This window comes from Steroidobacter flavus (genome assembly GCF_042651805.1).
Lineage (GTDB): Bacteria > Pseudomonadota > Gammaproteobacteria > Steroidobacterales > Steroidobacteraceae > Steroidobacter > Steroidobacter flavus.
Genome location: NZ_JBHSDU010000015.1, coordinates 424,297 through 437,676, shown reverse-complemented (window position 1 = coordinate 437,676; position 13,380 = coordinate 424,297). Strand labels below are relative to the sequence as shown.

General features: G+C 62.3%; 12 protein-coding genes. 5 read left to right on the top strand and 7 right to left on the bottom strand.

Going from position 1 to position 13,380, the window contains the following annotated elements:
• Positions 1 to 7 precede the first annotated feature (7 nt).
• Together ACFPN2_RS29700 and ACFPN2_RS29695 are read left to right on the top strand one after the other, a co-directional pair.
• Positions 8 to 1,561 carry an acyl-CoA ligase (AMP-forming), exosortase A system-associated gene (locus ACFPN2_RS29700; RefSeq protein ID WP_380603474.1) on the top strand — a complete coding sequence of 518 codons (1,554 nt, stop codon included), beginning with the start codon at positions 8 to 10 and terminating at the stop codon, positions 1,559 to 1,561.
• Positions 1,561 to 2,112 carry an arsenate-mycothiol transferase ArsC gene (locus tag ACFPN2_RS29695; protein WP_380603472.1) on the top strand — a complete coding sequence of 184 codons (552 nt, stop codon included), beginning with the start codon at positions 1,561 to 1,563 and terminating at the stop codon, positions 2,110 to 2,112. Before ACFPN2_RS29700 ends, ACFPN2_RS29695 begins: the two co-directional genes overlap by 1 nt.
• On the opposite strand, the gene ACFPN2_RS29690 is transcribed toward ACFPN2_RS29695, so the two are convergent.
• From ACFPN2_RS29690 to ACFPN2_RS29680, 3 genes are all read right to left on the bottom strand, one after another.
• On the bottom strand, positions 2,100 to 2,807 hold the full coding sequence (locus ACFPN2_RS29690; protein WP_380603470.1) for a GDSL-type esterase/lipase family protein: 708 nt from the start codon (positions 2,805 to 2,807) through the stop codon (positions 2,100 to 2,102). The genes ACFPN2_RS29695 and ACFPN2_RS29690 overlap by 13 nt on opposite strands.
• Before the next feature lie 122 nt (positions 2,808 to 2,929).
• Positions 2,930 to 3,628: a GDSL-type esterase/lipase family protein gene (locus tag ACFPN2_RS29685; RefSeq protein WP_380603468.1), complete on the bottom strand. Its 699-nt coding sequence runs from the start codon at positions 3,626 to 3,628 to the stop codon at positions 2,930 to 2,932.
• Positions 3,629 to 3,668: 40 nt separating this feature from the next.
• Positions 3,669 to 4,403, bottom strand: coding sequence for a YdcF family protein (locus ACFPN2_RS29680; RefSeq protein ID WP_380603466.1), 735 nt, complete (start codon positions 4,401 to 4,403; stop codon positions 3,669 to 3,671).
• Positions 4,404 to 4,498: 95 nt separating this feature from the next.
• Between ACFPN2_RS29680 and ACFPN2_RS29675 the strand changes: the two genes are divergently transcribed.
• The gene (locus ACFPN2_RS29675; RefSeq protein ID WP_380603464.1) at positions 4,499 to 5,599 is read left to right on the top strand and encodes a PQQ-dependent sugar dehydrogenase; all 1,101 of its coding nucleotides are present in this window, start codon (positions 4,499 to 4,501) and stop codon (positions 5,597 to 5,599) included.
• A 32-nt stretch (positions 5,600 to 5,631) separates the two neighbouring features.
• Here ACFPN2_RS29675 and ACFPN2_RS29670 read toward each other — a convergent pair whose 3' ends face one another.
• From ACFPN2_RS29670 to galE, 4 genes are all read right to left on the bottom strand, one after another.
• The gene (locus tag ACFPN2_RS29670) at positions 5,632 to 6,969 is read right to left on the bottom strand and encodes a sigma 54-interacting transcriptional regulator (RefSeq protein WP_246038910.1); all 1,338 of its coding nucleotides are present in this window, start codon (positions 6,967 to 6,969) and stop codon (positions 5,632 to 5,634) included.
• Positions 6,938 to 7,621, bottom strand: coding sequence for a hypothetical protein (locus ACFPN2_RS29665; RefSeq protein ID WP_380603461.1), 684 nt, complete (start codon positions 7,619 to 7,621; stop codon positions 6,938 to 6,940). Before ACFPN2_RS29665 ends, ACFPN2_RS29670 begins: the two co-directional genes overlap by 32 nt.
• A 6-nt stretch (positions 7,622 to 7,627) precedes the next feature.
• Positions 7,628 to 9,082, bottom strand: a complete 1,455-nt coding sequence (locus tag ACFPN2_RS29660; protein WP_380603459.1) for a sensor histidine kinase — start codon at positions 9,080 to 9,082, stop codon at positions 7,628 to 7,630.
• A 156-nt stretch (positions 9,083 to 9,238) separates the two neighbouring features.
• Positions 9,239 to 10,234: a UDP-glucose 4-epimerase GalE gene (gene galE / locus ACFPN2_RS29655; protein ID WP_380603457.1), complete on the bottom strand. Its 996-nt coding sequence runs from the start codon at positions 10,232 to 10,234 to the stop codon at positions 9,239 to 9,241.
• Positions 10,235 to 10,396: 162 nt separating this feature from the next.
• Here galE and ACFPN2_RS29650 point away from each other — a divergent pair, with 162 nt between their 5' ends.
• Both ACFPN2_RS29650 and ACFPN2_RS29645 read left to right on the top strand, forming a co-directional pair.
• The gene (locus ACFPN2_RS29650; protein WP_380603455.1) at positions 10,397 to 11,386 is read left to right on the top strand and encodes a serine/threonine protein kinase; all 990 of its coding nucleotides are present in this window, start codon (positions 10,397 to 10,399) and stop codon (positions 11,384 to 11,386) included.
• 178 nt (positions 11,387 to 11,564) lie between these two features.
• Positions 11,565 to 13,313 carry a hypothetical protein gene (locus tag ACFPN2_RS29645; RefSeq protein WP_380603453.1) on the top strand — a complete coding sequence of 583 codons (1,749 nt, stop codon included), beginning with the start codon at positions 11,565 to 11,567 and terminating at the stop codon, positions 13,311 to 13,313.
• Positions 13,314 to 13,380 lie beyond the last annotated feature (67 nt).

Sequence of the window (13,380 nt, the reverse complement as noted above, 5' to 3'; positions counted from 1 at the left end):
CGATCCGATGAATCTGCTGCACGATCTGTTTGACGTCTCCGCCGAGCGCTTCCCGAACAACGAAGCTCTGCGCAGCCGTGGCAATACCATCACCTACGCCGACTTGCAGCGCCGTTCGCATTCGCTGGCCGCAGCCTTGCGCTCACAGGGCGTGGGGCGGGGCGATCGGGTCGCCGTTTATCTCCAGAACCGCGCGGTCGTGATCGAGACGGCGCTGGCTTGCAGCCGCCTGGGGGCCATCTTCGTTCCGGTCAATCCCCTGCTCAAGGCGCGGCAGCTCGAATATGTATTGAACGATGCCGGTGCCACCGCGTTGATCGCGTCTCAGACCGCCGCTGTGCTGGTCGAGGACTCGATCCCGCGCTGTCCGTCGATCTCGACCGTGGTGTGGTGTGACGCCGCTCAGGAGGCCTCCGCCGGTCTCAGATACGACCGACTGATTACCGACGATGTCCGGGTGCAGAGCCCGGCCATCGAGAACGATCCGGCCGCTTTGCTATACACCTCAGGCAGCACCGGCCGGCCCAAGGGCGTGGTGGTTTCCCATCGCAATCTGGTCTCCGGCGCGCTCACGGTGTCGGGCTATCTCAAGAACACGTCTTCGGATCGCGTCCTGGTCGCGTTGCCGTTGAGCTTCGACTATGGATTGAGCCAGGTTACGACCGCGTTCGCCGTCGGTGCGTGTGCGGTTCTCACCAATTTTTCTTTGCCCGCGGCATTACTTCAGGACATGGTTTCCGAACGCATCACCGCGCTCGCCGGCGTGCCGACGATGTGGATGCATCTGGCCGCGGCGGAGTGGCCGGAAGCGGTCGTGAAGTCGCTGCGCTATATCACCAACTCCGGCGGGGCGTTGCCGGTGAGTGTGATCAAGAACCTGCAGGCTCGACTGCCGAATACGCAGATCTTCTGCATGTATGGTCTCACCGAGGCGTTCCGCTCGACGTATCTCGAGCCTTCGCAGCTCGAACAGCATCTGGGCTCGATCGGTAAAGCAATCCCGGGCCAGGAGATTCTGGTGCTCGATGCCGACGGCAACGAATGCGCGCCGGGCGAAGTGGGGGAACTGGTGCATCGGGGATCGCTCGTCACGCTCGGCTACTGGAACGATGTGCAACTGACTCAGCAGCGCTTCAGGCCGTTGCCGAAACGGTTGTCACAGCTCACGCGTGATGAAACCGCGGTGTGGTCGGGCGATCTGGTGAAGACCGATGCGGCCGGGTTTATTTATTTCATCGGTCGTCGCGACAATCTGATCAAGAGCTCGGGCTATCGCATCAGCCCCAGCGAGATCGAAGAGGTGATTGCCGAGCTGCCGAAGATCGTGGAGTCCGCGGTCGTGGGCTTGCCCGATGACAACCTCGGACAACGCGTGGTCGTGGCGGCCGTGGTGGCGGCGGATGCGCCGGCCGATATGTCGGAACGAATTCGTCAGCATTGTCGAATGCAGCTGCCGGCGTATATGGTGCCGGCGGAAGTGCATGTCATGTCGCAGCTGCCGCGCAATGCCAATGGCAAGTGCGATCGGGGCGCGTTGGCCGCAATGCTGGGTGCCCACTGATGATCGTTCGACTCTACAACGCCCTGCGTCGTCGCGTGCGCGCCAAGCGTGCGATGGCCGCTGCGCGCGATGCTTCGCTTGCTCGCATCAAGAAAGGCGGCATCAAGCGCGTGCTGGTCGTGTGCTACGGAAACATTTATCGCTCGCCGTTCGCTGGGGTCAGCTTGAGGCAAGCGCTATCGCCCGAGATCGAAGTGCGCAGCTCCGGCTTCCATCGGGTTGCCGGCCGGCAATCGCCCGAGCGGCACGTGATCATGAGCCGCGCCAGAAACATCGACCTGTCGAGTCATCGCTCGTCCAGGGTGACGACTGAAGATTTGCAGTGGGCCGACATCGTGGTGTTGATGGATCGGCACAACTGGGGCTTGCTGGACGATCTGGGCGCGGATCATTCCAAGCTGGTGTGGCTGGGCGCGTTCGGCCCCGGCGACATTGAAATCGCCGATCCCTATGAGCTGGACGACGCGCATGCGCAGCGCGTGCTCGATCAGCTGGAGCAAGCGAGCCGGGAGCTTGCGACTCGCCTCAGGGCGAGCGCTCAGGTCATCTGAGCAACGACGTACTGAGTGATCGCTTCGTAGCCCGCCGGAGTGATGTGACTGTGATCCTGGCGCGCGTATTCGGCTTTGCGCGTGCCGTTGCCTGAGGCCAGCGCTTTTTCCAGATCCAGCAGCTTGATGTTCTGTGCCTGGGCATAGTCGCGCAGCCAGGCATTCAGCGCTTTGATCGCCGTGTTTTTCTGCACACGGTAATCGGTCTTGCCGAGCAGGCGGCCGGCGACGGCCATCAGCTTTTCCGTGATCGTGTCCGGGATCGGCAGCGTGACTTCCGTGACCAGGATGGGAGTGATGCCGGCGGCGCGGGCCTGCTCGACCATCGCCTGAAAGTTCTCTTCCGCTTTCTGTTCGGTGAGCGCCATGTTCTCCGCTGTGGAGCGGATCACGTCGTTGTTGTGACCCCAGATCAGCACCAGGTCGGGTTTCAGCTCGATCACGTCGCGCTCGAAGTGGGCGCGTATGTCCGAGGTGATCTGGCCGCAGATCGCATTGTTGATCACGGTATAGCCCGGCAGCAGCGGGGTGTGCCATTCCTCGGCATAGGAGGCGCCGACGATGACCAGATTCTTTTGGAAGAAAGCACTCGCGTTGACGGAGGCCCGGGCCGGGCAGGCGAGTGCCAGCAGCACATACGTCAGTGCGCTACACAGAGCTCGGAGTCGATGAATCCGGGCCGGCAAGTGATACATGGGATTCCCCTGAAGCGGCGAAGGCGGCCTCGCGGAGATAGAGTGCACCTTTTCAGCTGCTATCCGTGCAGCCCCATATACTCATACCCAACGTACTCGCGCACTGCGACGTACGATCGACTTCAGCCCAGCTGAGCGACCACGTATTTGGTGATGGCCTCGTAGCCCGCGGGGCTGACGTGGCTGTTATCCGAGCGCGTGTATTCGACCTTACGCGTGCCGTTGCCCGAGTCGAGTGCGGTTTCCAGATCCACCAGCTGAATCTTTTGCGCCTTCGCGTAGTCGCGCAACCAGACATTCAGCGCCTTGATCTCGGTGTTCTTCTGGGTGCGATAGTCGTTCTTGCCGAGCACGCTTGCGACCAGGCCCATCAGCTTTTCTTTGATCGTGTCCGGAATGGGAATGGTCAGCTCCGTCACCAGGATGGGCACGATGCCGGCGGCGCGTGCCTGTTCGACCATGGATCGATAGTTGTCCTGTGCCTTCTTCTTTGCGGCGGCCATGTTCTCGGGCTTCGCTCGCACCACGTCGTTGTAGTGACCCCAGATCATGACCGTGTCGGGCTTCAACGCGATCACATCGCGATCGAAGCGGGCCAGCAGGTCGGAGCTTTCCTGGCCGCCGATGCCTTTGTTGGTCACTGTGTAGCCCGGCAGCTTCGGGTTCTCCCATTCCGCCGCGTAGGACGCGCCAATGATGACCAGGTGCTTGTTGGCGGAGGCAGTCGCATTCATAGGCGCTTGAGCGGAGGACACGAGTGAAAAGAACAGACAGAGCAGCGCGCCGAACAGGGCGCGAGGTCGAGGCACGGCGGCGAGCATGGGCTTCCCTGAGGTGAGCGGACCACCGATTATCACGAAGCTAGATTGCGCCTTTCAACCGATACCACAGCAGGCCGATGTACTCGTGCATGGCCAGGTCCGAGGTCACCAGCGATTGTGGCGAGGGTCGCTCCTCGGCGTTGCGCCAGTCCTTCGGGCCCTGGTAGTCGGTGGGCACGGGAATAGGTTGCAAGCCTTGCTTATGCAGCACCGCGAGCGAGCGGCGGAGGTGTCCGGCCGAGGTGACCAGAAAGAACGGGTCCTTCAGCATCGGCGCCAGATGCTCGGCGCTGTCGGCGGTCGTGGGCGAGGCGGTTTCGAGAATCAGGCGCTCCTTCGGCAAGCCTAGTGCGATCAAGGACTCGCCCATGATTCTGGCGGTGGTCGGTGAGCCGGAGACGATCACGTCGCAGGTTTCGCAGCCGCCCCGTTGCAGTTGCAAGGCCATCATCACCCGGAACGCCGATGCCCAATGCATGCGCCCCGTCAGCGGCATCGCGGGATCGTCGGCGGCGTAGCCGGTCAGCACGACGATGTGCTTGATGTCTCGATGCGTGCGGGTGTCGTGCACCGCCGGATACTCATATTCGAGCGGGCTGAGCAGCGCGGTTGCGACACTGCCGGTCGAGAAGATGGTGGTGATGGCGCCCGAGATGGCCAGCAGCGCCCAGGAGAGCTTGCGCCACTGCTCCTTGAACGCGGCGACCAGACCCAGTGCGAACAGGAGGTACGCGAGTCCCGAAGGGACCAGCATTGCGCCGAGGATTGACGCCATAATTCGTTTTCTTGAGTTAGTGGGCGTACGGGAATTCTATGCCAGCGATCGTGACACAGCTTAAAAGCTTCGTTAGCCGGACGGGAATCGTCCTGATGTTCGTATTGGCGGCCGGCGTCGCGTGTGCTGACAACGAACGGGTGTTGGATTCCGAATTACATAAGCTGCGTGTGACGACTGTCGCCGCCGGGCTCGAGCATCCGTGGAGCGTGGCGTTTCTCCCGGACGGGAAGTTTCTGGTCACGGAACGGCCGGGCCGCCTGCGCATCGTCGATGCGAAAGGAAATGTTTCGGCACCGTTACAGGGCGTGCCCAAGGTGGCCGCGGTCGGGCAGGGCGGGCTGCTCGATGTGGCGCTCGCGCCGGACTTCGCGACCTCCCGCTGGATCTATTTTTCGTATTCGGAGCCGCGCGAGGGCGGCAACGGCACGTCGGTGGCGAGGGCGAAGCTCGGGCCACAGGGCTTGACCGATCTCAATGTGATTTTTCGCCAGACGCCGGCAGTCGATAGCAGCGGTCACTTCGGATCGCGGCTGGTGTTTGCTCGCGACGGCTCGCTGTTTGTGACATTGGGCGAGCGGCAGCTGAAGTACTTCGCAGTCCGCGCGCAGGATTTGGAAACTCACTTTGGGAAGATCGTGCATTTGAAACCGGAAGGCGGCGCCGCGCCGGACAATCCGTTTCTTTTGGTGCCCGGGGCACAGCCGGAGATCTGGTCGTACGGTCATCGCAACGTGCAGGGAGCGGCGTTACATCCGGATACGGGCGAGCTGTGGATCACGGAACATGGCCCGAAGGGCGGCGATGAGTTGAATCGGGTGCAGCGAGGGGCGAACTACGGGTGGCCGCTCGTGACCTATGGCATTGCTTATAACGGCGACAAGATCGGCGTCGGCCAGGAGCGCGCGGGCATCGAGCCACCGGTGTATTACTGGGTGCCGTCGATCGGGACCAGCGGGCTCACCTTTTATACGGGCAATCGGTTTCCGAAATGGCGCGGGCAGGTGTTTGCCGGTGGGCTGTATGGGATGGTCGAGCGGCTGCAATTGGACGGCGACAAGATCGTCCACAAAGAACGTCTGCTCGAGCAGCTCGATCAGCGTATTCGGGATGTGAGAACCGGGCCGGATGGGTTGTTGTATGTGCTCACGGACGGCCCGAAGGGAGCGCTGATATCCGTGGCGCCGGCGGAGTGAGGGGCCGCCCGAAGGCAGCCCCTGATCGAGGCTTAGCGCTGCTTGAAGTCTTCCGGCGTCAGCTGGTGACGCGCGAGCAGCTTGTAGAAGTCGGTGCGATTACGTTTCGCCAGGCGCGCGGCCTGACTCACGTTGCCGCCCGTGATCTGCAGGATCTGTGACAGATAGTTGCGGGTGAACTCGTCACGCGCCTCATCGAACGAGGGCAGGCGAGTCGGTCCGCCGCCCAGCGCGGCCTGCACCAGCTCCGCGCTGATGATCGGGCTGGTGGCGAGCGCGACGTTCTGACGAACGACGTTTTCCAGCTGCCGCACGTTGCCCGGCCAATCGGCGCTGACCAGCAGCTCCACCGCTTCCGGCGCGTAGATGTGACGTTGCTCGCCGGTTTCCTGCGCGACCTTCTCGAGGAAGTGCGATACCAGCAGCGGCACGTCTTCGCGACGCTTCGCGAGCGACGGCATTTCGATGTGCACGACGTTCAGGCGGTAGTACAGATCCTCGCGGAAGTGACCGCCCATGATCAGTTGTTTCAGATCGCGGTGAGTCGCCGAGATGATACGAACGTTGACCGTGGTTGCTTCGGTGCTGCCCACCGGGCGCACCTGGTTTTCCTGCAGGACGCGCAGCAGCTTCACTTGCAGACGCATCGGCATGTCGCCGATCTCATCGAGCAGCAGGGTGCCGCCGTCGGCCGCTTGAAACAAACCGCGATGCTCACGAATGGCGCCGGTGAAGGCACCTTTCACGTGACCGAACAGTTCGCTCTCGAGCAGGTTCTCCGCCATGGCGCTGCAGTTGATGGCAACGAACGGGCGGTTGCGGCGGGGGCTCGCCTTATGGATGGCACGAGCCAGCAACTCTTTGCCGGTGCCGCTCTCGCCCGTGATCATGACGCGCGCGTCGGTGCCGGCCACCATGTGAGCCTGCGCCATGCGCTCTTCCATCACGGCGCTACGAGTGATGAGCTCGCTGCGCCAGTCTTCAGTCGTATCGGCGAAGCCGGAGACCTTGAGGGCTTTCTGCACTTGGTCGAGCAGTTCCTGCTTATCGACCGGCTTGGTGAGGAAGGCGAACGCGCCGCTCTGGGTCGCCTGCACCGCATCGGGGATCGTGCCGTGGGCGGTGAGGATGATGACTCGCAGACCGGGTGCGCGGCTCTGGATTTCTTTGAGCAACCCGATGCCGTCCATTTGATCCATCCGCAGATCGGTGATCACCAGATCCGGGCGGACCCGAGCCAACGCTGCGAGCGCCGCGGCGGCGCTTTCCACCGCGTCGACTTCGTAGTTCTCGGCGCGGAGACGAATCGTGAGCAGCCGAAGCAGCCCCGGATCGTCATCAACGACTAGCAGGCGGGCCTTGCGTTTCACTTGGGGTGGCATCGCGATTGCCAGGGGGCGTGGGACTGCGTTCAATGATAGACCTCTCGATTTCTTTGATCGCGTCCAGCTTCTGCTGGGCTTCGGCGAGGGCACGGCGCAAACGTGCGTTCTCTTCGATCTGCGCCTGAATGCGCTTGTCCGAGTTTGCCTGCGACCGGCTACGGTCGTCGAGTGTCGCAAGCAAACGACGATTTTCCGCCTCGAGTTTCAATCTAACATCTGTTTCATGCAGCAAGACCGAGGCAAGCGTGCGCTCATCCTGAGTGAGTCGCTCCGGGGTGGCCAGCAGCGTTTCCAGCAAACGTTTGCCCTCCGAGGGACTACTTGCGGGATGGCCGGGCGTGACCAGGGCAACGGCATATCTCAGGGTGCTGGCCGTGGTCGGCGCGCGGGTGTATTCGCGCTCGACCTCATAAAACAAATCCGCCTGGCGCGCCGGATCCGGCGTGCTCAAGCTATTCATGATGTCTAAATAAGCGGGCGTATTGCCGCTCATCGGGGCGGGGGCGGTCGGGGCGCTCGACGCCGAGGCATTCGCCTGCGACTGCCGACGAAACTGTTCGGTGAGCTCGCAGCCCTGCAACAGCAGCGCGGCGGCACACACGGACAGCAATCCGATGCTATGAGTGAGTTTCATCATGCGCCGCTATGCCGGCTCGCCTTCGAGCGCAGGTGCCAGCGGCAGCCGGACGCGGAAATGGGCGCCAGGAAACAGACCGTCGAGAATCTCGATCGAGCCGCCATGGGCCTGCACGAATTCCGAGACCACCGACAGGCCGATGCCGGTGCCTTTGAGATGGCCGGAGACCGGCGCGCTGCCCGAATAGAACGCATCGAAAATCGCGGACCGCTCCTCCTTGGAGATGCCGGGACCGGTATCGGCAACGTCGAGCACCAGTTGATCCTTGTCCGCTTTGGCATGAATGAAGATGGTCCCGCCCCTCGGGCTGTATTTGAGCGCGTTCGACAGCAAGTTATCCAGAATCAGCTTGAGCTTGGCGCGGTCCGCGTGCAGCTCGATATCTTGTACTTTCAGATCCAGATGCACCCGCTGCGCGAGCAGTGTCAGCTGATGCGTCTCCAGCGCCGCCTTGATCAGCGGCCGCAGCCGGAACTCGGAAATCTCCAGGCCCGCATGCCGCGCCTGCCAGGCACTGAACTCCAGCAGGTTCTCGATCAACTGCTGCAGCTTGATGCCGTTGTCGCGCAGGATGGTGGTGACCTCCCGTTGCGCGCTGTCCAGTTCACCGACCGCGCCGTCCATCAGCAGTTCCGTGCCTTCGCGAATACTGGCAAGCGGCGTCTTCAGCTCATGCGACATATGTCGCAGGAATCGATTGCGCTCCTGCGCCAACTCCAACAAACGCACCCGCAGCCATTCCAGCTGCCGGCCGAGGTTCACCAGGTCCACCGGGCCGCGCACCGCGATCGACTTGGAGAACGTGCCCTTGCCGAGCTGGCTGATCGCGATATCGATCTGCCGGATCGGGCGCATCAGCAGGAACGTAAACACGCCCACCAGCATCGCGGTCAGCAGGATCAGCACCGCCGACTGCCAGAACAGATATTTCTGCGTATCCGAGGTCGACTGCTGCAGCCGTGACAATCCGGTCTCGACCTGTTCGCCGGTTGCCGCCGACAGCGCGAATGCCGCCTGCCACATGGGCTGAATGGCATCCACCGCATCGCGGATCACTTCCGGCGCCGGCGGTATCGGCGAGAGCAGGGCCGCGTCGATACGCCGGAGCGAGCTGCGGATCGCTCGCAGCTGGACCGCATGCTCCTGGTCGGCCGCCGTCGTTTCAATGCTCGACAGAGTCGCCAGCAGCCGTTCGCGGCTATCGCCGTAAACCTCGAGCAACCCCGGATCGTTCAACACCTGGTACAGCTTGGCGCTGCGCTCGATGGGCGCGATCTGCTGGAACAGCTGCTGGGTGTAGTGGGTGGTCTGCACGCCGCTACGGACCAGCGTCGCGCTTTCCTCCGACAGGTTCCGGACTTTGGTCGCGGCAATGACCACCCCCAGCAGCAGCGGGATGGAAACCAGCGCGAAACCGGTCAGCATCAGGCTGTTCAGGGAGCTGGGGCGAGGCAGACGCATGGTGGCGGATTCTAGCGCTCGTAAGTACCGCATTGCGCGGGATGTGCAGCCAAAGGGCGACGGATCCTTGTCATTGCCGGGCCGATCTCAGGGGCGATTACAGGGCCGGTCTCATGCCGGCTTCAGCCATCGCCCCAGGATCGTCAGCCCGTGCCGTTAGTTCTTCTGCAAGCCGGGTTCCTGTTGCAGGCGGCGCTCCCAGGCCAGCTGCGAGCGCACGATGGCCTCGAGGTCGTCGTGCTGCGGAACCCAGCCCAGCAATTCGCGGACCCGTTGCGCCTTGGCGATCAGCGACGGCGGGTCGCCGGCCCGACGCGGTTCCTCGAGGGTCTTGAGCGGCTGGCCGGTGATGCGATCCATCGTCGAGATCAGTTCGCGGACGCTGTACCCATGCCCATAACCACAATTGAGGGTCACAGACGCACCGTTCGCGCGCAGGTAATCGAGCGCCTTCAGATGCGCACTCGCCAGATCTTCGACGTGGATGTAGTCGCGCACGCCGGTGCCGTCGGCCGTCGGATAGTCGGTGCCGAAAATCGAAATATGCGGCCGTTTGCCGACCGCCGTTTCGGCCGCCACTTTGGTGAGCAGCGTGGCCTTGAGGGTCGACTGACCGATGCGCCCGCCCGGATCGCAGCCGGCGACATTGAAATAACGCAGGGCCACGTAGCGCAGCGGCGTGGCTGCGGCCAGGTCGCGCAACATCCATTCGCTCATCAGCTTCGAGGTGCCGTAGGGATTGATCGGCTGGGTCGGGCTGTCTTCAGAGGCGAGGCCGCCGGCCGGAATGCCGTACACCGCGGCGGTCGAAGAGAACACGAAATGTTTGACGCCCGCGTCCTGGCAGCCTTGCAGCAGGTTGCGCGTCGAGCAGGTGTTGTTGCTGTAGTACTTGAGCGGATTCGACACCGACTCCGGCACGATGGTGTTGGCGGCGAAGTGCATCACGGTCTCGATGCGATGCTCGCGCAGGAGGCGGCTGACGAGCTCGCGATCGCCGGTGTCGCCGACCACCAGCTCACCATGCAACACCGCCGAGCGGAAACCGGTGGAGAGGTTGTCGAGCACGACCACCTTTTCCTGACGTTCGCCGAGCTGCCGAACCACGTGACTGCCGATGTAGCCGGCGCCGCCGGTAACGAGGATGGTCATAGGTGAATGCTGATCCGTTGAAAAGAACGTTAAGGTGATTCTAGCAGCTGCCATTCGAGGAGTAGGCGTCGCTTGTACCAGACAAGGTCGACACATTCTGCGATGGACGCGGGTCGCACCGTGCGGTCACCATTGGCAGCCTCGAGCCATGCCCTGTGTTACATGCCCAGACCCGATCCGCACCCGTACGACCGATTGACGCCCGACGTGATCATTGCCGCCGTGGAATCGCTCGGTCGCGATTCCGACCGCCGCATTCTGGCACTGAATAGTTACGAGAATCGTGTCTATCAGGTCGGCATCGAGCAGGGCGCGCCGCTGATCGTGAAGTTTTATCGGCCGGGCCGCTGGTCCGATGCCGCGATTCATGAGGAGCATGGCTTCGCGTTGGAGCTGGCTGCGGCGGAAGTGCCGGTCGTGCCGCCGCTGGTGCGCGATGGACGCACGTTGTTCGAGTACGAGGGCTTTCGCTTCGCGGTGTTCGAACGTCGCGGTGGCCGATGGCCCGAGCTCGGCTCGGCGACCGAGCGCGAATGGATGGGGCGTTTCCTCGGACGCATTCATATGGTGGGGCGCCGTCAGCGCTTTCGTCATCGCGAGCGCATCGATCTCGAGCGTATGGGCGAACAGTCCCGTGAGTTCCTGCTGAACAACGGCTGGATCCCCTCGCATCTGGAAGCGGCGTACGACTCCTTGACCAACGATCTGCTCGATGCGGTGAATGAAACATTCGAGAGCGCGCGTGGCATGACGGAGCTGCGGCTGCACGGCGATTGTCATCGCGGTAACGTGCTGTGGACCGACGAGGGCCCGCACTTCGTGGATCTGGACGATTGCGTGACGGGGCCTGCGATCCAGGATTTGTGGATGCTGCTGTCCGGAAACCGCAATGACATGGGCGAGCAGCTGGCGCAGCTGCTCGAGGGCTATTCGCAGTTTTCCGATTTCGATTATCGCGAGCTGATCCTGGTGGAGAGCCTGCGCACGTTGCGCATGATTCATTATTCCGCCTGGCTCGCGCGGCGCTGGTCCGATCCGGCGTTTCCCGCCGCGTTCCCCTGGTTCGTGGAGCCGCGTTACTGGGAGAATCAGGTGTTGTCGTTGCGTGAGCAGTTGGGCGCGATTGCCGAAGGCCCGCTCGATTTGCGCTGAACGGATGCTGAATGTCGCGTCACGTCACAGATGCGCGGTCGCGTCAATCGGGAATGCGAACGCATCGACTTTTTGCTGTTCTGACGCTGTGATAGCGTCCCGCGCTGATAGGCCGGCGCTGAATCGTTCACCAGCATTGCAAACATCCGCCCACGAGGGGCGTTCGAGTACTGAACAAATGCCGCAGGAATTCTCCCGTCTCGCCCGCTTGTTCGCCACCGTGGCCGGGTTCGCCGTGCTTGCCGCTTGCGGCGGCGGGGGCGGCGGGCTCGGGGGCGGTAATAACACCGGGGGGCAAAACGGCGGGAACAATGGCGGCAACAACGGCGCCACCGTCACGGTCAGCGGCAGAGTCACGTTCGATCGGTTCGATTTCCAACCCACGACAGGCGCCGGTCTCAATGCCGCCAATCCAATCGAATCGCCCGCTCGCGAAGTGGTCGTGCAGGCCGTGTACGGTGGTTCAACGACATCGACGACAACCAATGCCAATGGCGAGTACACCCTGACGGTGGCTGCGAGCACGAACATGATCATTCGTGCACGAGCACAGATGCAAAAGACGGGTAGCGCGCCGACGTGGAACTTCGCCGTTCGCGACAATACGGATGCTGACGCGGTTTACGTGTTGGATACCGTGAGTTTCAACAGCGGTACAGCCAATGTCACGAATAAGGATTTGAAAGCGCCGTCAGATTGGAATGGCAGCGGCTACAACGCCGGCCGCCGAGCCGCGCCGTTTGCGATTCTCGATACCGTGTACGATGCCAAACAGCTCATTCTGAGCGCGGCATCGACGGCACAAATTCCGGAGCTGAATTTGTATTGGAGCGAGGACAACCGGCCCTCCACGACGTTTTGCCCGGACCAGGGCAACATCGGCACCTCGTTCTATGCGGTCGGCCAGCGGGATCAATGCACCACCAATGGCGCCGCGCTGCCCGACGGCATCTATATTCTGGGCGACTATCAGACCGATACCGATGAATACGATTCGCACGTGATTGCGCACGAGTTCGGTCACTTCTTCGAGGATCGTTTCAGCCGCTCCGATTCCATTGGTGGCCAGCACGGCCTCGGCGATTTGCTCGATCTGCGCGTTGCGTTCGGCGAAGGCTGGGGTAATGCGTTCGGGTCGATGGCGTTGAACGATCCGCAGTATCGCGATTCCCACAGCGGCATCAGTCAGGATTTCGGTTTCAATCTCGAAACCGGCGATGCGAGCAACGTGCAGGGCTGGTTTTCGGAAGCCTCAGTTGGCGAATTTCTCTGGGACGTGTTCGATAGTGCGAACGCTGCGGAACCGAGCGACAACGTGTCGCTCGGCTTCACGGAGATCTACGGAGCGATGACCGACACGCAGGTCACCGCGACCGATGCGTTGACCAGCATCTTCTCGTTCGCCAAGGCGCTGCGTGCGCAGGGCGGGGTGACGGCGAGTGCCATCAACGGTCTGTTGAGCCAGCACGATATCGCCAACGCCGACGAGTTCGGCTCGACCGAGAGCAATGACGGTAGTGACCCGACAGTACTGCCGATTTACCGGGACATCGTCCGCAACATGCCCGTAGCGGGCGTCTGCAGCAACTCGACGGCGGGCAGCAAGGATCAAGGCGAGGAAGTCATTCCGAACAAACTCGGCAATCATCGGTTCTTTCGCTTCGTGAACGATGCGAGGAGATTGGTGACCATCACCGCCCAGGGAGCGGTGGCTGGCGGCGGCACGGTGGCGGCCACCGATCCGGAAATTTATGTGATCCGGCAAGGTAACGCCGTGCTGGTCGGCGATGTCACTGGCGGTGGCGTGGAAACGCTGGATCAACGGCAGCTGGACGCGGGAACGTACATCATCGATGTGTTCGATTACGACACCGCCGGCGTCAACCAGCCGCCGCGTTGCATGACCTTGAGCATCACGGGTCCGTGAGCCCAAGCGACCTGACGGAAGTGGACCTTAGAGTGCGCCATAATAGAGGCATGATCCGGATGAAGCT

Bases quoted from the DNA above. Each gene is read 5' to 3' on its own strand.
- ACFPN2_RS29700 (WP_380603474.1), top strand. From the start codon at position 8: ATGAATCTGCTGCACGATCTGTTTGACGTCTCCGCCGAGCGCTTCCCG.
- ACFPN2_RS29695 (WP_380603472.1), top strand. From the start codon at position 1,561: ATGATCGTTCGACTCTACAACGCCCTGCGTCGTCGCGTGCGCGCCAAG.
- ACFPN2_RS29690 (WP_380603470.1), bottom strand. From the start codon at position 2,807: ATGTATCACTTGCCGGCCCGGATTCATCGACTCCGAGCTCTGTGTAGC.
- ACFPN2_RS29685 (WP_380603468.1), bottom strand. From the start codon at position 3,628: ATGCTCGCCGCCGTGCCTCGACCTCGCGCCCTGTTCGGCGCGCTGCTC.
- ACFPN2_RS29680 (WP_380603466.1), bottom strand. From the start codon at position 4,403: ATGGCGTCAATCCTCGGCGCAATGCTGGTCCCTTCGGGACTCGCGTAC.
- ACFPN2_RS29675 (WP_380603464.1), top strand. From the start codon at position 4,499: ATGTTCGTATTGGCGGCCGGCGTCGCGTGTGCTGACAACGAACGGGTG.
- ACFPN2_RS29665 (WP_380603461.1), bottom strand. From the start codon at position 7,621: ATGATGAAACTCACTCATAGCATCGGATTGCTGTCCGTGTGTGCCGCC.
- ACFPN2_RS29660 (WP_380603459.1), bottom strand. From the start codon at position 9,082: ATGCGTCTGCCTCGCCCCAGCTCCCTGAACAGCCTGATGCTGACCGGT.
- galE (WP_380603457.1), bottom strand. From the start codon at position 10,234: ATGACCATCCTCGTTACCGGCGGCGCCGGCTACATCGGCAGTCACGTG.
- ACFPN2_RS29650 (WP_380603455.1), top strand. From the start codon at position 10,397: ATGCCCAGACCCGATCCGCACCCGTACGACCGATTGACGCCCGACGTG.
- ACFPN2_RS29645 (WP_380603453.1), top strand. From the start codon at position 11,565: ATGCCGCAGGAATTCTCCCGTCTCGCCCGCTTGTTCGCCACCGTGGCC.